At 62.7% G+C, this 20951-nt stretch carries 20 protein-coding genes; 9 read left to right on the top strand and 11 right to left on the bottom strand.

Features of this window, described 5'->3' with window-relative positions:
- Nucleotides 1–68: 68 nt before the first annotated feature.
- Nucleotides 69–620 carry a prepilin peptidase gene (locus tag ACZ5G6_RS06885; RefSeq protein ID WP_223936331.1) on the bottom strand — a complete coding sequence of 184 codons (552 nt, stop codon included), beginning with the start codon at nucleotides 618–620 and terminating at the stop codon, nucleotides 69–71.
- 61 nt (nucleotides 621–681) lie between these two features.
- On the opposite strand from ACZ5G6_RS06885, the gene ACZ5G6_RS06880 reads away from it, so the two are divergent.
- A complete protein-coding gene (locus ACZ5G6_RS06880) occupies nucleotides 682–1488 on the top strand; it encodes a hypothetical protein (RefSeq protein WP_498690358.1) in 807 nt (268 codons plus the stop codon).
- Nucleotides 1489–1571: 83 nt separating this feature from the next.
- Nucleotides 1572–2216: a GNAT family N-acetyltransferase gene (locus ACZ5G6_RS06875; protein WP_498690356.1), complete on the top strand. Its 645-nt coding sequence runs from the start codon at nucleotides 1572–1574 to the stop codon at nucleotides 2214–2216.
- A 171-nt stretch (nucleotides 2217–2387) separates the two neighbouring features.
- Here the strand turns inward: ACZ5G6_RS06875 and phoH2 are convergent, their stop codons facing one another.
- Both phoH2 and ACZ5G6_RS06865 read right to left on the bottom strand, forming a co-directional pair.
- Nucleotides 2388–3782 carry an RNA 5'-3' helicase PhoH2 gene (phoH2, locus tag ACZ5G6_RS06870; protein WP_223936329.1) on the bottom strand — a complete coding sequence of 465 codons (1395 nt, stop codon included), beginning with the start codon at nucleotides 3780–3782 and terminating at the stop codon, nucleotides 2388–2390.
- Between the two features lie 237 nt (nucleotides 3783–4019).
- Nucleotides 4020–4826: an isoprenyl transferase gene (locus ACZ5G6_RS06865; protein WP_223936328.1), complete on the bottom strand. Its 807-nt coding sequence runs from the start codon at nucleotides 4824–4826 to the stop codon at nucleotides 4020–4022.
- A gap of 107 nt (nucleotides 4827–4933) precedes the next feature.
- Between ACZ5G6_RS06865 and trhA the strand changes: the two genes are divergently transcribed.
- Entirely contained in the window at nucleotides 4934–5575 is a 642-nt protein-coding gene (trhA, locus tag ACZ5G6_RS06860) for a PAQR family membrane homeostasis protein TrhA (RefSeq protein WP_498690354.1), read from the top strand.
- A gap of 45 nt (nucleotides 5576–5620) precedes the next feature.
- On the opposite strand, the gene ACZ5G6_RS06855 is transcribed toward trhA, so the two are convergent.
- From ACZ5G6_RS06855 to mca, 3 genes are all read right to left on the bottom strand, one after another.
- The gene (locus ACZ5G6_RS06855) at nucleotides 5621–7777 is read right to left on the bottom strand and encodes a thioredoxin domain-containing protein (protein WP_498690351.1); all 2157 of its coding nucleotides are present in this window, start codon (nucleotides 7775–7777) and stop codon (nucleotides 5621–5623) included.
- Nucleotides 7755–8039, bottom strand: coding sequence for a hypothetical protein (locus ACZ5G6_RS06850; RefSeq protein WP_223936325.1), 285 nt, complete (start codon nucleotides 8037–8039; stop codon nucleotides 7755–7757). The genes ACZ5G6_RS06855 and ACZ5G6_RS06850 overlap by 23 nt, the downstream gene beginning before the upstream one ends.
- A 108-nt stretch (nucleotides 8040–8147) precedes the next feature.
- Nucleotides 8148–9053: a mycothiol conjugate amidase Mca gene (mca, locus tag ACZ5G6_RS06845; protein ID WP_498690349.1), complete on the bottom strand. Its 906-nt coding sequence runs from the start codon at nucleotides 9051–9053 to the stop codon at nucleotides 8148–8150.
- A 77-nt stretch (nucleotides 9054–9130) separates the two neighbouring features.
- On the opposite strand from mca, the gene ACZ5G6_RS06840 reads away from it, so the two are divergent.
- Together ACZ5G6_RS06840 and greA are read left to right on the top strand one after the other, a co-directional pair.
- Nucleotides 9131–9589, top strand: a complete 459-nt coding sequence (locus ACZ5G6_RS06840) for a DUF4307 domain-containing protein (protein ID WP_223936323.1) — start codon at nucleotides 9131–9133, stop codon at nucleotides 9587–9589.
- 151 nt (nucleotides 9590–9740) lie between these two features.
- The gene (gene greA / locus ACZ5G6_RS06835) at nucleotides 9741–10235 is read left to right on the top strand and encodes a transcription elongation factor GreA (protein WP_223936322.1); all 495 of its coding nucleotides are present in this window, start codon (nucleotides 9741–9743) and stop codon (nucleotides 10233–10235) included.
- 135 nt (nucleotides 10236–10370) lie between these two features.
- On the opposite strand, the gene ACZ5G6_RS06830 is transcribed toward greA, so the two are convergent.
- Genes ACZ5G6_RS06830 through ACZ5G6_RS06815 form a run of 4 tightly spaced genes read right to left on the bottom strand, consistent with a single transcriptional unit; the run spans nucleotide 10371 to nucleotide 14550 of the window.
- Nucleotides 10371–10985 (bottom strand): rhomboid family intramembrane serine protease, encoded by a 615-nt coding sequence (locus ACZ5G6_RS06830; protein WP_498690347.1) that lies wholly within the window; start codon nucleotides 10983–10985, stop codon nucleotides 10371–10373.
- A gap of 14 nt (nucleotides 10986–10999) precedes the next feature.
- The gene (ilvA, locus tag ACZ5G6_RS06825; RefSeq protein WP_223936320.1) at nucleotides 11000–12238 is read right to left on the bottom strand and encodes a threonine ammonia-lyase; all 1239 of its coding nucleotides are present in this window, start codon (nucleotides 12236–12238) and stop codon (nucleotides 11000–11002) included.
- A 3-nt stretch (nucleotides 12239–12241) separates the two neighbouring features.
- Nucleotides 12242–13522, bottom strand: a complete 1281-nt coding sequence (locus ACZ5G6_RS06820) for an AI-2E family transporter (protein WP_498690345.1) — start codon at nucleotides 13520–13522, stop codon at nucleotides 12242–12244.
- A gap of 59 nt (nucleotides 13523–13581) precedes the next feature.
- The gene (locus ACZ5G6_RS06815; RefSeq protein ID WP_498690343.1) at nucleotides 13582–14550 is read right to left on the bottom strand and encodes an aldose 1-epimerase family protein; all 969 of its coding nucleotides are present in this window, start codon (nucleotides 14548–14550) and stop codon (nucleotides 13582–13584) included.
- An 80-nt stretch (nucleotides 14551–14630) separates the two neighbouring features.
- Between ACZ5G6_RS06815 and galT the strand changes: the two genes are divergently transcribed.
- The 3 genes from galT to ACZ5G6_RS06800 are packed head-to-tail and all read left to right on the top strand — an operon-like array spanning nucleotide 14631 to nucleotide 18242.
- Nucleotides 14631–15791: a galactose-1-phosphate uridylyltransferase gene (gene galT / locus ACZ5G6_RS06810; RefSeq protein ID WP_223936317.1), complete on the top strand. Its 1161-nt coding sequence runs from the start codon at nucleotides 14631–14633 to the stop codon at nucleotides 15789–15791.
- On the top strand, nucleotides 15788–16948 hold the full coding sequence (gene galK, locus ACZ5G6_RS06805; RefSeq protein ID WP_498690341.1) for a galactokinase: 1161 nt from the start codon (nucleotides 15788–15790) through the stop codon (nucleotides 16946–16948). The genes galT and galK overlap by 4 nt, the downstream gene beginning before the upstream one ends.
- 55 nt (nucleotides 16949–17003) lie before the next feature.
- Complete coding sequence (locus tag ACZ5G6_RS06800; RefSeq protein ID WP_498690339.1) at nucleotides 17004–18242, top strand: acetyl-CoA C-acetyltransferase; 1239 nt, start codon at nucleotides 17004–17006, stop codon at nucleotides 18240–18242.
- Between the two features lie 99 nt (nucleotides 18243–18341).
- On the opposite strand, the gene ACZ5G6_RS06795 is transcribed toward ACZ5G6_RS06800, so the two are convergent.
- Nucleotides 18342–19265 (bottom strand): Bax inhibitor-1/YccA family protein, encoded by a 924-nt coding sequence (locus ACZ5G6_RS06795; RefSeq protein WP_223936314.1) that lies wholly within the window; start codon nucleotides 19263–19265, stop codon nucleotides 18342–18344.
- A gap of 279 nt (nucleotides 19266–19544) precedes the next feature.
- On the opposite strand from ACZ5G6_RS06795, the gene ACZ5G6_RS06790 reads away from it, so the two are divergent.
- Nucleotides 19545–20942, top strand: a complete 1398-nt coding sequence (locus ACZ5G6_RS06790; protein WP_498690337.1) for a branched-chain amino acid ABC transporter permease — start codon at nucleotides 19545–19547, stop codon at nucleotides 20940–20942.
- Nucleotides 20943–20951: the final 9 nt, after the last annotated feature.

Genomic DNA, 20951 nt, shown 5'->3' with positions numbered 1-20951 from the left:
GCGATAGGAACCCGGGTATCCGTGCAGCGTTGCAGTTCGGCCGCAGTTGCAGCCGATCTTGGGCACTATCACGCAGGCAAAAGCACCATGCTTGCCACGGCTCCGGCCAGCATGAAGGGCCCGAACGGGATGGCCGACCCCAGGGTGCCTCGCCTGGACACGAGGATCACCAGGCTCCACAGTCCGCCCAGCAGGAATGCCGCGAAGGTTCCCGCGAAAACATGGGTCCACCCAAGGTAGCCCAGGTAGAGTCCAAGCACTCCGGCCAGCTTTACGTCCCCGAATCCCATACCGGGTGGATAGACCAGCCGCAGCAGGAAGTAGAAAAGCCAGAGCACGGCGCCACCGGCCACCACCCCCAATCCGGGGACACCGAACACTGATGCATCGGGTCCTTCCCTGGCGCCAGGTTCGCCAACGAAAACCAGAATCGCGGCGGCAAGCAGCAGAACCCCGCCCACGGCGTAGGACGGAAAGACGATTCGGTTCGGAAGTAAATGGCTCCGGATATCGATGACGGTCAAGCGCACCGCCATCACCAGGAAGTACGCGCACGCAATAACCACCAGCCAGAAGCCCAGCGGGCTGGCATCCCAGAGGTCGGCGAGTCGTCGGATCACCCTGCAGATGCTATCCGATTTGATCCAGAAGCCGGCTTGAACGCGTAGGTAAACTGTGGATATGGGGCGCTACAGTGCAGGTGGATCCGGTTTCGGAACAGGTTTTGGCCCGGCCAACGGCAACAACGGCCAGCCGCAGGACTTGTCCTCCACATTCCGCAACCTTTGCCGTTCGTCGCCGTGGAAGTGGACGAGTCTCCGCTTCGAATACCTGGAGCGGCCAGGGACCGGCGCAAATCTCGTACGTGCATGGCTGAGGCGGCCCGGAGCGCTCCGCCTGGAGACGCCTGACGGGACGTTGCTGCACAGCACTACAGGTATCAACGATTCCCGGGACGAGTTCTACGTCAGTGCGACGCGTCGCTCCTGGCTGCTTCCGGCACACCTCGTCACTCCGGTCTACGACGACGCCGGCTTGGTCCGCAGACGCCCTGAGGCAGCGTACGGTGAACCCTCCTTTGGCAATGGCCGGCTCGCTGCAGCACTGGACCCAGTGGAACTTGCGGGCAACGCACCTGTCCCGTTGGAGTTCCCGGATTCCAACCCCGTGTCACTGGAAGAGCCCCGGGAAGTTGACCATGAAGGACGTTTGGCCTTGGAAACAGTGGTTACCCGTGGCCGGACCTACGTGCCCTCCGATCCCAGCGAACCCTTGGCTCATCCGGGCCGAACGCTCATCAGGGTGGACGCGGGGACGGGCGTCTGCGTCGCCAGCCAAAGCCTGGACGGCGATACCGCCGGCAAGGGTCATTGGCTGAAGATCCTGGCCGTTGACGAATACATGCTGGATGATCTCTTCCTTGCCGAATCGATGAACCTGACTGACGTTCGGCGCCATATCTCCTGGGACATCGGTCCAGCCGCTTGACAGCCCTCCCACTGTTCAATCCAGCGAGGCAGTCGCCAGCCCTATGACTCGCGTGCTCCCAGCAGCCGGGCTAAGCTACGGCGATGACATTGCTGGCAGACATCTGGCCCCCGTTCGGACTGACCCTCACCACCCCGAGGCTCACCATCCGCCCCGTCCTGGATGAAGATATCCCTGCTGCGGTTGCCGCCGCCCGGTCCGGGGTCCACGAACCCGGCAAGAGCCCCTTCAGCACACCGTGGGCCGAGCTTCCGGATGACGAGCTGGGCCCCAACATGGCCCAGTGGTACTGGCGCTGCCGCGCCAATTTCACGCCAGACTCCTGGACCCTCCTCCTCGCCGTATGGCATGAAGACGAGTTCCTGGGAGTGCAAGACCTCGGCGCCAAGAACTTCAAGACGCTAAAGACCGTGGGCACGGGCTCCTGGCTCAAGCAGTCCGCACAAGGCCAGGGCTTCGGCAAAGAGATGCGCGCCGCCGTCGTAAGCTATGCCTTCGACAACTTGAAAGCGGAAGTTGCCGAGTCCGAGGCCGCCGTCTGGAACAAACAGTCTCTGGGCGTCTCCACAAGCCTGGGCTACGAACTCAACGGAATCTCCCGCGACGGCTGGGGCGACAGGGTGGAAACCGTCCAAAGAGTCCGCCTTACCCCGGAAAACTTCAACCGCCCCAACTGGACCCTCAAAGTCCAAGGCCACGAAGAGCTGAAGAAGTACCTGAAGCTCTAGCCGCAGGACGCACCAGCCGGGCTGCGGTCCTTCGCGGAGGAGCGCATCGCGGGCCATCGGATGGTCATAGGTCGCCCAGCGACCGCAGGCCATCCCTTTGGCCCGTGTCTAAGCGACGGCGAAGGGCCGTGGCCCGGCGAACCGGACCACGGCCCCAGGCCTAGGGAACCCTTAGATTTCAGCCCCTTCGAGCAACTCCGTCACCAGGGCCGCAATCGGCGACCGCTCAGACCGGGTCAGTGTGATGTGGCCGAACAGCGGATGTCCCTTGAGGGTCTCGACGACGGCGGCGACGCCATCGTGCCGCCCGACCCGAAGGTTGTCGCGCTGGGCGACGTCGTGGGTGAGGACGATCTTGGAGTTTTGGCCGATGCGGCTCATCACGGTCAGCAGGACGTTCTTCTCCAATGACTGTGCCTCGTCCACGATCACGAAGGCGTCGTGCAGTGAGCGTCCGCGGATGTGGGTGAGGGGCAGGACTTCGAGCATGCCCCGGTCCATGACTTCTTCCACAACTTCTTGGCTGACCAACGCTCCCAGTGTGTCGAACACGGCCTGCGCCCAGGGGTTCATCTTTTCCGATTCGGATCCGGGTAGGTATCCCAGTTCCTGGCCGCCTACGGCATACAGCGGCCGGAATACGACCACCTTTCGGTGTTCACGCCGTTCCAGGACGGCCTCGAGGCCCGCACAGAGTGCCAGGGCCGATTTGCCGGTGCCGGCACGTCCGCCGATGGAGACGATGCCCACTGCGGGGTCCATGAGCAGGTCTATGGCGAGCCGCTGCTCCGCTGAGCGGCCGTGCAGGCCGAACACGTCGCGGTCGCCTTTGACGAGGCGGACTTGCTTGTCGGCACCAACGCGGCCCAGGGCCGAGCCACGGTTGGACAGCAGCACGAGGCCGGTATTGACGGGAAGTTCCGCAGCGGAGGGAATGAAGACGGGCTCATGGCCGTAAAGGGTGGTTATTTCGTCTTCGCTGGCTTCCACTTCGGCTATGCCGGTCCAGCCGGAGTCTTTGACCAGTTCGTTGCGGTATTCGTCTGCGTGCAGTCCCATGGCGGAGGCTTTGACGCGCATGGGGAGGTCCTTGGACACCACGGTGACGTTGTGGCCCTCGTTGGCCAGGTTCTTGGCTACTGCCAGGATTCGGCTGTCGTTGTCGCCTCCACGGAAGCCCGCGGGAAGGACCTCCGTGGAAATGTGGTTCATCTCTACCCTGAGCATGCCGCCGTCTACACCGATGGGTATCGCGTGGTCCAGTCCACCATGTTCGATTCGGAGGTCGTCCAGGAGCCGCAAAGCTTTGCGGGCAAAGTACCCAAGTTCGGGATCGTGGCGCTTGCCTTCCAGTTCGCTGATGACCACGATCGGGACGATCACTTCGTGCTCTGCAAAGCGCAGTAGCGCGTGCGGGTCGGAGAGCAGGACGGATGTATCGATCACGTAGCTGCGGCCTGTCGCGGACGTTGCGGTCCGCGCTTTTTGTGAGACCCTCTTGGCGCGAGAGGTAGCTGCACTTTCCCCGTCGGAAACCATTGCGGGCAGTTGCTCAGAAATAGCCACATCGACTCCAGCCCCGGGCGGTCGCCCGGCCTAATGGTGAAGCGGCTCGGCCGGAAGGCCGGGCGTGGCCTCCCATGTAACTGGTGCGATAGTTCGCTCCATCTACTGGCCTCCCCGATCAGCGGGCGGTTTTGCCTGCTGATGGGATTAACGTAATCCTCGGCACATTCATTTCCGTAATCCGTCGTCGGCAAGTCGCATGTCCGGATCGTAAAATTTTGGTGAACCGACGCGCACCTAGGTTCCGAAGCGACGCTGGCGCCCGGCATAATCCCTGAGCGCCCGCAGGAAATCGACCTTGCGGAATGCCGGCCAGAGGGCCTCGCAGAAGTAGAACTCGCTGTAGGCGCTTTGCCACATCAGGAACCCGGAAAGCCGTTGTTCACCGGAGGTGCGGATGACGAGGTCCGGATCGGGTTGGCCACGCGTGTAAAGGAACCGTGAGATGTCGTCCACCGAGAGTTCATCTGCGACGTCGGACATAGTGCGTCCCTTGGCGACGGCGTCGCGGAGGAGTTCCTTCACGGCGTCGACGATTTCACGCCTGCCTCCGTAGCCGACTGCCACGTTCACGTGGATTTTTTCGTGGACCGGCGTGCGGGCCGTTAGCTTATTCAGACGTTCGGCCAAGTAGTCCGGCAGAAGCTCCGGGGCGCCCATGGCGTGCACGGAGACGTCCTCGTTTTCGTCCAGGCGGTCCATGGTGTTGGCTATGATGCCCATGAGCAGGTCAAGCTCTTCGCCTGAGCGGTTCATGTTGTCTGTGGACAGCATGTACAGCGTCACGACTTTGACGCCTAGCTCCTGGCACCAGCCAAGGAACTCGTGGATTTTGTCCGCCCCAGCCTGGTGTCCCTGGCTGGTTGGCGCGTTGAATTGGCGGGCCCACCGTCGGTTGCCGTCCACCATGACACCGATATGCCGCGGGATACGGTCTTGCTTCAGGGAGCGAAGGAGTCGACGTTCGTAGAAGCCATAGAGGAAACCGGGCAGTTCCACCGGACTCTCACCTGACTTCCTTGCTCTTACGACGACGGCGCACATCCAAGGCTACCTTCCCTAGCTGCCAGGCTGGTGCAGGGTGGGCCAGATTCACATCGAGCAAAGGCTACCGAAGAGTAACTTACCAAAGCGTAGGTTACCCTTAAACGATGGCCGAGCTCCTCACAATCAAGCCCGCATGGCGCGGTGGGATCCATGCCATTGCCGCCCCTTTCGCCCTCGCGGCCGGAATCGCCCTGGTGGCCCTTGCCCCCACTGCCGACCGAAAAATTACTTCCGCCATCTATGCTGTGACGGGTGTCTTACTCTTTGGCGTGAGTGCGGTTTACCACCGCGGAAACTGGTCTCCAAAAACCCGCCTGGTGCTGAAGCGGCTTGATCACACAAACATCATGATGGTGATCGCCGGAAGCTATACGCCGCTGGCTTGGTCGCTTCTGGAACGTCCCCAGGCCATCACGTTGTTGTGGATTATCTGGTCCGCAGCCATTGTCGGCGTCCTATTCCGGGTTCTATGGACAGACGCTCCGCGGTGGCTCTACGTGCCCATCTATATTGCGCTGGGTTGTGGGGCGCTCTTCTATCTCCCACAATTCTTTGCAGCGAATACCGACTCTGCCGTCCTCATCTGCGTAGGCGGCGCCCTCTACATCGCCGGAGCGGTCTTCTACGCCATCAGGAAGCCCAATTTCAGCGTCCAGCACTTTGGCTTCCACGAACTCTTCCACGCCTTCACGGTCCTGGCGTTCGCAGCACACTTCGTCGCCATCATGTTGGCCGTCCTCAGCTAGGCACCCAGGCAGCAGCCCGCCAGCCGGCAGCAGTCCACCATTCCCTCAGGCGCCGGAGGTCATCCGTGCCAGCATGGAGTGCACCTCCGCGACCGTCCCCACCGGTCTTTCGCACACCATATCCCGGCACAAATACACCTGGGGAGAGCCGTCGGGCCCACCCGCGCGATGAACCAGCAAGGGGACCTCGCCATCACCAGCCGGGGACGCGGCGTCGTCCTCTTGCACTGCGACCACCAGTCCCGGGCTGGCCGATTTGAGAAGCGCTTCGTGCAGTTCCTGCCGCAAACGCGACCCCGGGCCAGCGACGGCGGCCTCCACTGGCCCGGCCAGCGCCGCTTGCGCCGTGGCCAGGAGCCAACCGGCAACGCGAGGTGCCCGTGTTGCCAGCGGCGGAAGCAAGCCCAGGATATTCCCCGCCATGAGGCGGTGGGCATGTGAGCCTGAGTAGGCAGAATACGTCAGGAGCGCTCCAGCAAACCCGGCTGCCCCGCTGGGCGTGGCATTGTCGAACGGATCAAGGGCAGCGCGCTGCCCCTGGGCGTTGAACACCTGGGCCGATTCCCCGGCCGAATCAGCAAGGTGTCCGTCCTCTACAAAATGCGCTTCAGCGGCCTGGATGAGTTGCTCCGCGAGACGGTACCAGCGCTTTGTCCCCGTCACCGCGTACAGGGAAAACAGGCCCTCTGCGCAGAACGCGTAGTCTTCCAGGAGTCCCCCAATGCCGCGGGCCTTGGAATCGTGCGAGACCCGGACCAGCAGCCCGTCCTCAGCATTCCAATGCACATTCTCGAGATAAGCAGCAACCTTCCCAGCGGCAGCCACGAGATCCGGGCGGCCCAGCACGGCTCCGGCCTCGGCCAGCCCCGCTATCGCGAGCCCGTTCCAACCAGCCACCACTTTCTCGTCCCTCGCGGGCTGGTTCCGGAGATCCCGCGCGGCAAGGACGGAAGGCCTGACCCGGTGCCAGAGCCTGGATTCGGAGGCGGACAAGGGCCGGCCGGGATGCAGCGGCGAACCCAATTCCGAGACGGTCCCGTGGGCGCCCACATTCATCATGCGGGCCACGGCCGCGGCGTCATCAGGGCCGAGGACCTCACGCAAGGCCCCTGGCGTCCATAGGTACGCTGCGCCCTCGTGGTGCACACCGTCCACCACGGTATCGGCGTCCAGCGACGAAGCCAGGCCACCCCCTGGCAGCCCCAGCGAGGCCAGCATCCAGTCCGCGCACATGGATGCTGTCTCCGCCGCTTCCTCAGGCGGGAACACTTCATTGCCCCCTAGCCGCACCCAGTGGGCGTAGACACGCAGGAGCTGGGCATTGTCGTAGAGCATTTTCTCGAAGTGGGGCACGGACCAATCCGCCGTGACAGAGTACCGGGCGAAACCGCCGTCGAGCTGGTCACAGAGCGCCGAACGCGCCATCCCGGCCAGTGCGCGTGCGGCCATGTCACGCGCAGCGTCCGCCGTCTCCGGCGCAGCCGCAGCGTTGCGGATGAGGAACTCAAGAACCGCCGACGGCGGAAACTTTGGGGCGCCGCCAAACCCGCCGGCGTCGGGGTCTTCAGACCGGGCCAAAATCTTCACGGCATCCGAAAGAAGCCGGGCATCAAGTTCTTCGGGCGGGCCATCAAGCCGTACGGCGGATGACAGCTGGGCATTGGCCATGTTGGCGGCCAGTCCCCTGGCGTTCTGTTCAACAGCTTCGCGGCGTTCAATCCATGCCTCGTGGACCGCCTCCAGCACGTTCCGGAAGGACGGCCGGCCGGGCATGGGAGCTGGCGGGAAGTACGTGCCTGCGTGGAAGGCGAGGCCGTCCGGAGTCAGGAAAACGGACATTGGCCAGCCGCCTTCGCCGCTGATGGCCTGCGTGGCAGCCATGTAGACAGAATCGACATCCGGCCGTTCTTCGCGGTCCACCTTGATGGGCACAAAGTGGGCGTTCAGGTAGTCCGCGGTTTCCTGGTCCTCGAAGGACTCATGTGCCATGACGTGGCACCAGTGGCATGCGGCATACCCGATGGAGAGAAACACGGGGACATCCCGGACAGCCGCGAAAGCAAATGCCTCGTCTCCAAAGGGGCGCCAGAAGACAGGATTATCGGCGTGTTGGCGCAAATAGGCAGACGGTTCTGCGCCCAGGACGTTGGCAGCCCCGGGCCAGTTGTTTCTGCGCGGGTCAGCGGGTCCCTGGACCGGCATCGCCGTTCTCGTCCGTGGTGCCGGCGTCAGCAGTCCCAGCCTCGGCCGCCAAGCGTGCTTCCTCCACCTGCGCACGGTACCGAACCCTGCGGATACGGCGAACCATATCCACGATGAGGAACGTCGTGAGGATCACGATGAAGGCCGTGAGGACGAAACCCCAGGTGCCTGGGGTCACCTGGTCCTCGGACAGGCCAGGCCGCAGCGTCCCCGTGGGGTCCGGCGACGGGCTGACGGTCAGGGCGAGGATCAAGTGGTGCACGTTCAAACCTTCTATGGGAGCTGATGCATGCCGGCTGGCTTCAGCGTGAGCGGGGCAGTTCTATGGCCGCCGGCGACTTCTACAAACGATAGAAACTAGTGGCGATACTTATCTTATCCCCGCAAAGAGATCCTTTTCGGGTAACTCCGTAGGGACCCGGGACGTGATCAGCGTGTAGTCCTCCCATGGCCACGCCGTTCGCTGCAGTTCAGGTGAGACGGCAAAGAAGAAACCCACGGGATCAATCTGCGTTCGATGCGCCCGGAGGGCGTCATCACGGGCCTCGAAGAAGTCACCGCAGTCCACCTGCGTGGTGGTCTGGTGTGCGGGAGCGGGAGGAGTGTGGCCCTCTGCATCGGCTTCAAGCCAGGCGGCCAGCCGCTCAGCATAGGGCGACTGCAGCCCGGCTTCTTCCAGCGCAAAGTGCAGTGCACGGAAGCGCTCGGGGCTGAAGGCGCGATCGTAATAGAGTTTGCTGGGTGCCCACGGCTCCCCTGTTCCGGGGTAGCGCGTGGCGTCGCCCGCTGCCTCAAACGCCTCCACCGCGACCTTGTGGGCCATAATGTGGTCCGGGTGCGGGTACCCACCATTTTCGTCGTAGCTGATGATGACGTGCGGCTTGAAGTCGCGGACCAAGCGGACCAGCGGAGCCGTGGCGCGTTCCAACGGTTGCAGGGCAAAGCATCCCGGCGGTAGCGGCGGAAGGGGATCACCCTCGGGCAGGCCCGAGTCCACGAACCCAAGCCAGCGCTGCCGGATACCAAGCACGGCCGCCGCGTTGGCCATTTCCAGCCGGCGCGCGCCTGCCATGTCCCGCTTGGGGTGCGGAGCTTCCACCATTCCAGGGTTCTGGATGTCGCCCCGGGAACCATCGGTGCAGGTGGCGACCATGACCTCTACTCCTGCAGCGGCATACATCGCCATGGTCGCTGCACCCTTGCTGGACTCATCGTCCGGATGAGCGTGGACGGCGAGCAGCCGCAGCTGCTGCTCGGAACTGCTGGACGCTGTCACTCGACGGCTCCTCTTTCATGGACGGTGCTAAATCAGGACTGTGCAGGAGGTGCCGGGATCCGCACTAAACTGGATGGGTGACTTCAGAGGACCTATCGGCCACCGAACTACCGGCAAGCAACAGCCTAGCCAATCGCTACGGTGGTCAAAAGCGCGGCTTGAGCCGTACATCGAGGCGGAACATCGTCATCGTGGCCCTGGTGCTCGGAATTGTGTTCGCAGCATGGGTGGCAACATCCTCCGCGCAAGCCCCTGTCACCTTCAAGGACATCGGATACAGCACCGTGGATGGCACTGAAGCCGAGGTCGACTACCAAGTCACGAAGTACCCCGGAGCCACAGCGAAATGCGCCGTGAAGGCCATGGATTCCAAGTTCGCGGTGGTGGGCTGGAAAGTGGTTGAGATCGGCCCTAATGAGCCAAAGGACGGCGCCGACGGCGGGAGTACGACATCCCAGCGCACGGTGTTGAGAACCGAGTCTCCAGCCGTGTCCGGCGTAGTGGATAATTGCTGGATCGTGGACAGCGGGAAATAACAATCGTGTGACCCACGACTCAACCAGTTTGGGTTCGTCCAGAGGATTTACTACAATGGATGAAACCTTCACCCCGTTAAGTTGGTTACTGAGTTCCACGAGTGGCCACCTCGGCGGGGTCTTTGCTTTGTCAGATCAAGAGGAGAAATCCGTGTCTACCACCAATAGCGCCACAGCAGCTTGGCTTACCCAGGAAGCTTTCGACCGCTTGAAGGCTGAGCTGGACCACCTTTCCGGCGCTGGCCGGGCGGAAATCGTCCAGAAGATCGAAGCCGCCCGCCAAGAAGGCGACCTCAAGGAAAACGGCGGATACCACGCAGCCAAGGAAGAGCAGGGCAAGATTGAAGCCCGCATCCGTCAGCTCACAGCACTCCTGCGCGACGCCCAGGTGGGCGAGGCCCCTGCCGATGACGGAATCGTGGAGCCCGGCATGCTGGTTGTTGCCCGCATCGCCGGGGACGAGGAGACCTTCCTGCTCGGCTCCCGCGAGATCGCCGGAGACTCCGACCTCGATGTCTTCAGCGAGAAATCTCCGCTCGGTGCCGCCATCATCGGCCACAAGGAGGGCGAAAAGCTGAGCTACACCGCCCCCAACGGCAAGGAAATTCCGGTGGAGATCGTTTCCGCCAAACCGTACGTCGCCTAGGCAGCGCGAAAAGCCCGACGCCGGTCCACCCCTTTCCGGGGTGGGCCGGCGTTTTTCGTGCCCGGGTAACCCAACTGGGTCGCAGCAGTGCGCGTTTTGAGAGCTCATAACGCGCACAAATGCGACTTACTTGGGTCAGATGGTGGACTGGGGCTTGGGACGCAGCAGGATGGCCGCGATGACCCCTCCAATGGCCCCGCCCAGATGGGCCTGCCACGAAATAAAGCCCATGACGGTGGGCAGCACACCAAAGAGAATGCTGCCGTACGCCATGAAGAGCACCACGGACAGAAGAATCTGCCACCAGTTCCTGTTGAAGAAGCCCCTGACCAGAAGGAATGCGAAGAACCCGAACACCAGCCCGGACGCCCCCACTGTCACTCCTCCCCCGCCAATAAGCCACACCGTCAAGCCAGAACCCAGCCAGCTAAAGGCCAAAGCTGTGAGGAACACTCTGATGCCAGCCAGGAAAACCAGGAAACCGAAAATGATGAGTGGCAGGGTGTTGGAGAGCAAATGGTTGAGGTTCGCATGCAGCAGTGGGAACGTCAGGATGTCCAGCACGCCGTCCAGGCTGCGCGACCGCAACCCAAAAGTCCCGTTGAGTCCATGCCTCATCAACGTATTGAGGAACTCGATGACGTAAAGCAGGATCACGAAGCTGCCCATGAACAGCAGGCCGCCCTTGGCTCGGCCCGCGAGTGTCTCCTTGGCCTCGGCCTTGGATCCGTCAGGCGTTTCGAGCACCATGTCCGCGACTCCTGTCAGTGCACCACGATCGGCTGGAAGCCTTCGGCCCTCAAGGCGCCGAGGACCTGTTCGCCGTGTTCGTGGCCCTTCGTTTCCAGGTTGATGGTGATGGAAACATCGCCCATGCTGATGGAGCCGCCCAGGCGCGTGTGGTCCAGGCCCGTGACGTTGGCGTCGTTTTCGGCAATGATGCGGGCGATCGTAGCCAGTGAGCCCGGGCGGTCGTCCAGCATCATTCGCACCGTCATGAACCGGCCCGCGGCAGAGAGACCGCGTTGGATAACTTTGAGCATCAGCATCGGATCGATGTTGCCACCGGAAAGCACGACGGCGGTGTTCCCGGGGTTTTCGATCTTGCCGTCCATCAGCGCGGCTACTCCCACCGCGCCTGCCGGCTCCACGACCATCTTGGCCCGTTCCAGGAGGAAGATCAGGGCCCGTGCGAGGGAATCCTCGCTCACGGTCACGACGTCGTCCACGAGTTCGCGGATGATGCTAAAAGGAAGCTGCCCTGGCCGCCCCACAGCGATGCCATCGGCCATGGTGGAAACCTTTTTGAGGGGCACCAGGGCGTCGGCAGCGAGGGACGGAGGGTAAGCTGCTGCGTTTTCCGCCTGCACTCCGATGACGCGGATCTCGCGGCCGAGCTCTTTGGCCCTTGCCTTGATGGCCACCGCGACGCCTGCAAGCAGTCCGCCGCCGCCAACACCCATGAGGATGGTGTCCACGTTGGGGATCTGGTCCAGGATCTCCAGCCCAATGGTGCCCTGGCCCGCGACGACGTCCACGTTGTCAAAGGGGTGCACAAAAACGGCGCCCGTTTCATTGGCATAGCGCTGGGCTTCGGCCAGTGCCTCATCCACGTTGTGGCCGTGCAGGATAACTTCGGCACCGTGGCTGCGCGTTGCTGCAAGCTTGGGAAGCGCGACGCCCAGCGGCATGTAGATCCGGGCGTTGATGCCCAGGCTCTTTGCGGCTACGGCTACGCCCTGGGCGTGGTTGCCTGCAGAGGCAGCCACCACCCCGCGCTTCTTTTCGGCATCAGTCAGGCGCGCCATCCGCACATAGGCGCCGCGGACCTTGAAGGATCCGGCACGCTGCAGGTTCTCGCATTTGAAAAAAACATTGCCGCCCACGAGGCTGCCCAGCGCACGGGAGGACTCCACCGGAGTCTTCGTAATAATGCCCTCGAGCAGCTCCTGCGCCTTGAGGACATCGTCCAGTGTGACGGGCAGGGTTTCGAGGGTATTCACTGACTATTCTCCTTTATTGGTGTCAACTGCAGGCTCCTGGACGGAGGTGTTATCTGCGGTCCTGGTCTTGCTGGCAGCGCTGCTGGCGCTGTGGGATCCGACTCTCGGAAGGTGGACTTCCTTGAAGTTGGAGTCGCCATCCGTTTCCGTGGATGCGGCCCCAGGCTGCAGCTCGGCCGCACCCAATCCTTCATCATGTTCCCACGTCCGGCCGGCAATGTAGCGAACCGCCGTGTTTACTACGGCGAGCAGTGGTACTGCAAAGAGCGCTCCAGGAATGCCCGCGAGATAGGATCCCGCAGCCACGGAAAGGATCACTGCCACGGGATGAAGTGCCACAGCCTTGCCCATGACCAACGGCTGCAGGATATGGCTTTCCAGTTGCTGGACAAGCAAGACGATGGCCAGCATGATCAGGGCATTCACGGGTCCATTGGCGACCAGTGCCAGCAGGACGGCGATCGCACCAGTGACCAACGCACCCACCACGGGAATGAACGAACCAATGAACACCAGGACACCGAGCGGAAGTGCCAAGGGTACCTGGATGATGGCGGCGCCGACACCGATGCCCACCGCATCCACGAACGCGACGAACATCTGGATCCGGGCGTAGCTGACCATCGAAGTCCAGCCGCGCCGTCCGGCACCATCAGCTGCCCTTCGGGCTGCCCTGGGCAGGAGCCGGACCAGGAACGCCCAGATCCTGGTGCCTTCGAGCAGGAAGAAGATCAGGATAAAGAGTGCCAGGACCAAGCCGGCGGCGAAGTGTCCGGCGGTGCTGCCAAAGGACAAAGCACCGCTGAGGATGCTGCTGCTGTTGTCCTGCAGGGCAGTGGCGCCGTCGGAAATGTACTGGTCAATCTGGGCAGCCGTCAGGTGCAGGGGCCCGGATGCAAGCCAGTCCTGGATCTGCTGGATTCCCGTGAGGGCCTCAGTCCAAAGCTCCTCAAATCCCGAGACAAGCTGCCTTCCTACCAGCGCAAGCGCGCCTCCGATGACCCCAATGAAACCCAGCACCGTGATGGCCACGGCCGCACCGTTGGGCAGGTTCCGCTTGCGCAACCAGACCACCACTGGGTAGAGGAGTCCGGCCAGGAGGGCAGCGACCATCACCGGAATAATGAGGAAGCTGACCTTGCCAAGCAGCCACACCAAGGCGCCGATCATCAACAGGATCAGGCCCATCCGCCACGACCATGCGGCTGCAATGCGCACTCCGTAGGGAAGGTCTTGGGCGATTTGTAGGTCAGAACGTGATTTGGCGTCCGGTGTTGGCGTCATAAACCCATACTTCCGCAGGCCGCCCCGTAAGGGAAACCGGCCCGCCGCGCGTGCATGGTCTAGAGGGAGGCGGTAATCCCCCACGTCATGGTGAAGGACTCCCCCGGCGCAAGCCAACGCAAACCGTCCCCACTGTTAAAGGCGTTGGCTGGACCGGTCATGGGCTCAATAGCGACCACTTTGGAACGGCCAGGGAAGGTGTCGGTGACGAACACATGGACATACTGGCAGTTTTGGTCCTGTTCGAGGGAGACACTGCGTCCATCCGGCGCCGTGAGCGTGTGGCGGGCCACGCCGCCGTCGAACGTCAGGTCCGTCAAGGCGACGTCGATGTCCAGGCTGCCCACCGTACGACCCCCGGAAAGGTCCCATTCGCCTTCCACAGAGGCGGTGCTGCGGGGAATCAGTCGATCATCCGCTACGAGGCGCGTGGCTGCGTTGACCGTCAGGATCAAATCCTCAGGGGTTACGTCGCCAAGACGCAGGTATGGATGGGAGCCAAGGACGAACGGAGCACTGGCCTCGGAATCGTTGGCCAGCGTTTGTGAGACACGAAGGTCCAGGTTTCCGTCGAGCTCATACCGGACAAGGTGCCGGACAAGGAAAGGGTAGCCATGCTGTGGGAAGACGGTTGCTTCAAGCGTCACCGAGAATTCGGATTCATCCACCAACGTATAGCCGGAGTTCCGAAGGAGTCCGTGGCTGGCGTTGTTGCGTGAGACCTCGGTGATGTCGAGTTGCTGCTTTTTGCCGTTGAGATACCAGATGCCATCCTCCACCCGGTTGGCCCACGGGGCGAGCGCGATTCCTGTGGCTCCCGGCGGAATCTCGGCGTCGCCGTAACTTTCGGTTAATTGGACACCGTCGCGGGAATACAACCGCAGACCCGCCGCGAGCTCGGTGACTATGGCGAGCGCGTCGTCGCGGCGAAGCTCGAATTGGCGGCCGGTGGCGAAGCGCCGCGGTGCGGAATCGGCCCCGTTTTGGGCGGATGGGGAAGAGGCAGGCATGGCAATACCGTACTGCATTCACGTCCTTTCACCACGAGCGACATGTTAGCTTTTGTTTGAAACTATGCGTTTTTGGTTGCTTGTGGGATGATGGACCCATGAGTCGCATTACCAGCACCCGCCTCGCTGACAACCGTGAGCTGATCTACTTCGATGACCCCGGAACTCCCGAGCGCACACCGGACTCGCTGGTGGACCACCGCGAGTTGCCGGCCCGCGGCGAGCCCGGCGAGGTCAGGTATGACGCCCTATCCGGTGAGTGGGTAGCAGTGGCTGCCCACCGCCAGAGCCGCACGCATCTTCCCCCTGCCCACCAGTGCCCCATTTGCCCCACTACTGCCGATAATCCTTCGGAGATCCCCGCCCCGGATTACGACGTCGTGGTCTTCGAGAACCGTTTCCCCTCGCTGGGACCGGCACTGGGCGACATTCCGGAGATCCCGGGGAACGGATTCGCCGGCCACGCCGTCACCGGGCCCGCCTTCGGTCGTTGTGAAGTTGTGGCTTTCACCCCGCAGCACACGGGGTCCTTTGCTGAGTTGGGACAAACCCGCGCCCGCACGGTCATCGAGGCCTGGGCACAACGCACTGAGGCGCTAAGCGCCCTGCCCGGCATCAAACAGGTCTTTCCCTTCGAGAACCGCGGCGCGGATATCGGGGTTACCCTGCACCACCCGCACGGCCAGATATATGCGTACCCCTACGTCACGCCCCGGGCGGCCACCCTTGGCGCGGTAGCCCGCAAGTACTACGACGACGTCGACGCCAAAGAAACGCTCGCCGCCTCGCTCCTCAAGGCAGAACGCGAGGATGGCAGCCGCATGGTTCTCGAAGCCAATCACTTCAGCGCCTACGTGCCCTTCGCTGCTCGCTGGCCCCTGGAAATCCATCTTGTCCCCCACCGCAGCGTCCCCGACCTGGCAGCCCTGACGGGCGAAGAACGCGACGAACTCTCCCACGTCTACCTGGACCTGCTGAAGCGCCTTGATGCCCTGTACCCGACCCCGATGCCGTACATCTCCGCCTGGCACCAAGCCCCGTTGGATCCGATCCTGCGCCCAGCCGGCCAGTTGCACTTGCAGCTGACGTCACCGCGCCGCGCTGCCGATAAGCTCAAGTACCTGGCGGGTTCCGAAGCAGCGATGGGCGCCTTCATCAATGACACCACCCCGGAAGCCGTGGCGGAGCGACTGCGCAACGTCGCTGCTGCCACAGACGCCACACAGTTGGCCGAGACCCTGGAAGGCACCCGAGCATGACCACCACCACTGACGCCAGCGTGCTTTCCGCGCGCTTCCAGGAGACCTTTGGTTCAGTTCCCGACGGCGTGTGGCAGGCACCGGGGCGCGTCAACCTGATCGGTGAACACACGGACTACAACGAGGGCTTCGTCCTGCCCTTCGCTATTGATAAGACAGCCAAGGTGGCTGTTCGGCTTCGCGGGGATTCCACCGTGCGGCTGTTGTCCATGTTCGGTGGTCACGGCCTGGTGGAGGCTGACCTCTCCGGCTTGGAACCGGGATCCGGGCAGGGCTGGTCACGCTACCCGCTCGGAGTCGCCTGGGCCTTGAAGGAACGTGGCATCGATGTTCCCGGTTTTGACCTCCTGCTCGATTCCGACGTTCCGCTGGGTGCTGGACTCTCTTCCTCCCACGCAATCGAATGTGCGGTCATTTCTGCCCTCAACGACCTCACCGGGGCAGGTTTAGGCGCCGAGGATCTGGTGCTGGCGACGCAGGGCGCTGAGAACGTGTTCGTCGGAGCACCCACCGGCATCATGGACCAGTCAGCTTCCCTCCGTGGAGCCAAGGGGCACGCTGTGTTCCTGGATTGCCGGGACCAGCACGTTGACCTGGTCCCCTTTGATGCGGAGGCCTCGGGCCTGGTCCTGCTGGTCATCGACACCAAGGTGTCCCATTCACATTCCGACGGCGGTTACGCCTCCAGGCGCGCGTCCTGCGAGTTGGGTGCCGAGATCCTCGGAGTCAAAGCACTGCGCGACGTCGGCGTGGAAACTTTGGAGGAAGCCTCCGGCTTGCTGGACGAAACAACCCTACGCAGGGTTCGGCACGTCGTCACCGAAAACGACCGCGTGCTCCAGACGGTGGAAATCCTCAAGAGCGAAGGGCCCGCCAGCATTGGCGCGTTGCTGGACGCCAGCCATGTGTCCATGCGAGACGACTTCGAGATCTCCTGCCCTGAGCTGGACCTCGCTGTGGAGACGTCCCGGGCCAACGGCGCGATCGGCGCCCGCATGACGGGTGGGGGTTTCGGCGGTTCTGCCATCGCCCTGACTCCGGTGGGCCAGGAGCAGCAGGTTCGCGACGCCGTCGTGCGTTCCTTCGCTGAGAGGGGCTTCACCGCCCCGGACATCTTCACCGTGACTCCAGCGGCAGGCGCCCTTCGCCTGGCCTGACCGTCCCACGGCTTACGCCCGCCGTCCTTCCAGATGCCGGGCGTAAGCTGGGGCCATGACTGAGGCTGTCATCGTTTCCACTGCCAGAAGTCCAATTGGCCGGGCCTTCAAAGGCTCCCTTAAGGACGAACGTCCCGACGACCTTGCTACTGCCATGGTGCAGGCCGCTCTCGCGAAAGTTCCAAGTTTCAATCCTGCTGCCGAAGACGGCGGCGGGCTTGATGACATCCTGCTGGGCTGCGCCGAACCCAGCGGGGAAGCGGGCTCCAACATGGCCCGTGTGGTCGCCGTCCTCGCAGGCCTGGACCGCGTACCGGCGGCTACCGTCAACCGATTCTGCGCGTCCAGCCTGCAGACCCTCCGGATGGCGTTCCACGCCATCAAAGCCGGGGAAGCGAATGCGATCGTCTCGGCCGGGGTGGAAAGTGTTTCGAGATACCAGAATTGGGCAGGGGCCGGGCAAACCGACGCCGGCAACCACAACCCGCTCTTCGAGTCGGCAGCGCAGCGAACGGCAGCCCGGGCGGCGTCGAACATTCCCTGGACGGACCCGCGGCTTGGCGGGAGGCTTCCCGATATCTATATCGCCATGGGACAGACAGCGGAGAATGTGGCCACCACTTACGGAATCAGCCGGGCCGAGCAGGACCAGTGGGGCGTGCTGAGCCAAAATCGCGCCGAGGCTGCCATTGCCTCGGGTTTCTATGCCCGGGAAATCACGCCGTACACGCGAAAGGATGGCACGGTGGTTGATCGGGACGATTCCCCGCGGGCAGGAGTGACCCTGGAAGCTGTATCCACTCTCCAGCCCGTATTTCGTCCCGAAGGCACAGTGACCGCGGGGAATGCGTGCCCACTCAACGATGGCGCCGCCGCCGTCCTGGTCATGAGCGACGCCCGTGCACGCGACCTCGGACTTCAGCCGTTGGCGCGCATTGTGTCCACCGGTGTGTCTGCCCTCTCGCCCGAGCTGATGGGCATGGGACCCGTTGAATCAACGCAACGGGCGTTGGCACGGGCGGGACTGACGATTCACGATATCGACCTCGTGGAGCTCAATGAAGCTTTTGCCGTCCAGGTGGTAGCGAGCGCCCGGGAGCTGGGCATCGACGCAGAGAAGCTCAATGTCCACGGTGGCGCCATTGCCTTGGGCCACCCGTTTGGCATGACCGGAGCGCGCATGACCACCACGCTCCTGAACGGACTGAAGGAACGCGACGGCACGCTTGGCTTGGCCACGTTGTGCGTGGGAGGCGGTCAGGGAATGGCTGTTGTTTTCGAACGCCTCAGCTGAGGCGTCCTTTGAGCCGGGCGTCCTTTGAGCCGGGCCGGCAGAGTAAAGAAAAATGCCCCCGAAGAATTTTCGGGGGCATTTTCGTGAACTCAAGCGGAGTTAGTCGTCGCCGCGCAAAATTGCCAGAAGCCGAATGATTTCGACGTACAGCCAAACCAGCGTGACCGTCAGCCCGAAGGCGGCAATCCAGGAGTAGCGCTCAGGGGCGCCGGCGCGGACACCTTCCTCGATGCTGGTGAAGTCCATAATGAGCGAGAAGGCTGCCAGGCCAATTGCAAGGATGCCAATGAAGACGCCAAGCGGGATGCCGGCAATCGTGATACTCGTGCGAAGGCCAAACGGCTCCTGGACTGCACCGGTCCACATCATCACGAGGTTGATCAGTGCGAAGACCGCGTAGCCGATGGTGGCAATCATGAAGAATCGCACCATCTTGGGTGTGGCACGGACCTTGCCGCTCTTGAAGAGCAGTAGCGTGACGCCGAAGACGGCCAGCGTCCCGATGACCGCTTGGAGGCCGACGCCCGGGAACATTCCGTCAAGAATCCGTGTCAGGCCACCGAGGAACAAGCCCTCAAGGCCGGCGTACGCAAGAATCAGTGCCGGTGACGGCTGCTTCTTGAAGGTATTGACGAGGGCCAGGACGAATCCGCCCAGCGCACCGACGATCATGAGCATGGTGGACAGGCCGGGAGCCACAAAGAGCGTAATACCCGCGCCGATGACCAGGGCAACAAGGCAGGCGACGGTCTTCATGATGACGTCGTCGTAGGTCATCCGGCCGGTATCGGCGGGGCCCGCTGCCGGCTGGTTGTACATCTGCTGCAGTTGTTCGTTGGTCATGTTCTGCTGCGGAGCCGACCAAGCGGACTGGGCGTCGAGGACCTGTCCAGGCGCGCGGCCAGGTGCCTGGTTAAACTGCTGGCCGTACGGGTTGGAATACGGATTTTGCGGAACAGGCGGTGCCTGTTTGGCTCCACGGAAATTCTTTCCGTTGAAGATAGGGTTTCCGCCAAGTGCCATTGCGGGTGTCCTCCTGAAAAAGGGCTAAGTGATAATTCACGGTACCAATTACCACGCGCGCACGGCAGGGAAAGTTCCCTTGTTCACCCAGACGAAACTCAACCGTGACACGAATGTGGAAGATTGCTTGTTGCCCAGGACTTCACAGTTGTTATCCGATCGCTATCTTCTGACCTCTATGCAGGGCATTTTTTATCCGCACCGAGCGGTAACATAGGCCACACATGGGTGACTTAGATCACAATCGAGGCAGCTAGGCAGGAACTGTTCGCAAGCCCCATGACCGTTCGCACCGGCTGCAATGGCGCAGCCGGGACCACCCCCACTGTGGAGGTTTCCATTTTGAGAAGCACACTTCGCGACCCGTCCATGAGACGGTCCAAGGGACCGCAGAGAGCCGTGGGGGCGTTTTTCGCAGCCCTCATTGCCGCTCTGTTGATCGCCGCCCCCGCGGCGGAGGCAACCACCCCCTCGCCTTCGCCATCCCCAACGAATTTCCAGAACAATATCAGCGGCTTCCTCCGCGACGACGCCCGCGCGCCCATACCGGGCGTGAAGATCAAGGCCTCGGGCAACGGGTTTGAAGGCGAAGCAACCTCCGGAGCCAACGGCGCCTGGAACATTGGCGTCCCCGTGCAGGGCACGTACAGAGTTGAGCTGGATACCTCCACCTTGCCGGAGGGCATCAAGCTTGCCGATGGCCAGGAGAATCCCCGCGACGTCACGTTCAACCAAACGTCCAACCTGTCGGTGATCTTCGCCTTCGGCAAAGGCATCGTCGTCCAGCAACAGGACTTCGGCCAGAACCTCCTCAACCGCCTCGTTGCAGGATTGAGTTTCGGCCTTCTGCTGGCACTTGCCTCCGTGGGTTTGTCCCTCATCTTCGGCACCACCGGCCTCACCAACTTCGCCCACGGCGAGATGGTGACCATGGGTGCTGTGCTCGTCTTTATGTTCAACGGTTTCGGTTTGCCGTTCTGGCTGGCCATCCTGCTTTCGCTGATCGGTGGCGGGCTCTTCGGGTACGTTCAGGACGCCGGGCTATGGCGTCCCCTGCGGCGGCGGGGTTCAGGCCTGGTCCCCATGATGATCGTCAGCATCGGCCTGGCATTGGCTATCCGCTATGTCATCCAATTTTTCTTCGGTGGCGCTACCCAACAGCTGCCCGGAGCCCAGAGCGCTGAGATCCAGATCGGACCCATCTCCATCTCTCCGAACAACCTGTGGTCCCTGTTGATCAGCGCCGTGGTGATCGCCCTGATCGGCATCATCCTGCTGAAGACCCGTCTCGGTAAAGCAACCCGTGCGGTGGCAGACAACCCTGCGTTGGCGGCTGCTTCCGGCATCGACGTCGACTCGGTCATCCGGCTTGTATGGATCGTCGGCGGCGTTCTCGCTTCCCTCGGTGGCATCCTATGGGCCTACTACCGGCCCGGCGTGACGTTCGACATGGGCTCGCAAATCCTGCTGCTCATCTTCGCCGGCGTGACGCTCGGTGGCCTGGGAACCGTCTTCGGTGCCCTGATCGGCTCCATCGTCGTCGGTATCTTCGTGGAGCTGACCACAGTCTTTGGCCTCCCGGCCGACCTCAAGTACGTGGGGGCTTTGTTCATCATGATCGTTGTTCTTCTGTTCCGACCGCAGGGTATCCTCGGCCGGCGTGAGCGTGTGGGTTAGGAGCGGGCC

The organism is Arthrobacter sp. TmtSoilC51, assembly GCF_055388015.1.
Note: the sequence above shows the minus strand (reverse complement) of the source record. Positions and strands in the feature narration are given on the sequence as shown.

What these genes read in the sequence shown, in the direction of transcription:
- ACZ5G6_RS06865 (WP_223936328.1), bottom strand. Translation starts at nt 4,826, where the DNA reads ATGTGCGCCGTCGTCGTAAGAGCAAGGAAGTCAGGTGAGAGTCCGGTG.
- ACZ5G6_RS06880 (WP_498690358.1), top strand. Translation starts at nt 682, where the DNA reads ATGGGGCGCTACAGTGCAGGTGGATCCGGTTTCGGAACAGGTTTTGGC.
- trhA (WP_498690354.1), top strand. Translation starts at nt 4,934, where the DNA reads ATGGCCGAGCTCCTCACAATCAAGCCCGCATGGCGCGGTGGGATCCAT.
- ACZ5G6_RS06815 (WP_498690343.1), bottom strand. Translation starts at nt 14,550, where the DNA reads ATGCAGTACGGTATTGCCATGCCTGCCTCTTCCCCATCCGCCCAAAAC.
- ACZ5G6_RS06875 (WP_498690356.1), top strand. Translation starts at nt 1,572, where the DNA reads ATGACATTGCTGGCAGACATCTGGCCCCCGTTCGGACTGACCCTCACC.
- galT (WP_223936317.1), top strand. Translation starts at nt 14,631, where the DNA reads ATGAGTCGCATTACCAGCACCCGCCTCGCTGACAACCGTGAGCTGATC.
- ACZ5G6_RS06820 (WP_498690345.1), bottom strand. Translation starts at nt 13,522, where the DNA reads ATGACGCCAACACCGGACGCCAAATCACGTTCTGACCTACAAATCGCC.
- ACZ5G6_RS06790 (WP_498690337.1), top strand. Translation starts at nt 19,545, where the DNA reads ATGACCGTTCGCACCGGCTGCAATGGCGCAGCCGGGACCACCCCCACT.
- ACZ5G6_RS06830 (WP_498690347.1), bottom strand. Translation starts at nt 10,985, where the DNA reads ATGGTGCTCGAAACGCCTGACGGATCCAAGGCCGAGGCCAAGGAGACA.
- galK (WP_498690341.1), top strand. Translation starts at nt 15,788, where the DNA reads ATGACCACCACCACTGACGCCAGCGTGCTTTCCGCGCGCTTCCAGGAG.
- ACZ5G6_RS06795 (WP_223936314.1), bottom strand. Translation starts at nt 19,265, where the DNA reads ATGGCACTTGGCGGAAACCCTATCTTCAACGGAAAGAATTTCCGTGGA.
- ACZ5G6_RS06855 (WP_498690351.1), bottom strand. Translation starts at nt 7,777, where the DNA reads ATGCCGGTCCAGGGACCCGCTGACCCGCGCAGAAACAACTGGCCCGGG.
- ACZ5G6_RS06800 (WP_498690339.1), top strand. Translation starts at nt 17,004, where the DNA reads ATGACTGAGGCTGTCATCGTTTCCACTGCCAGAAGTCCAATTGGCCGG.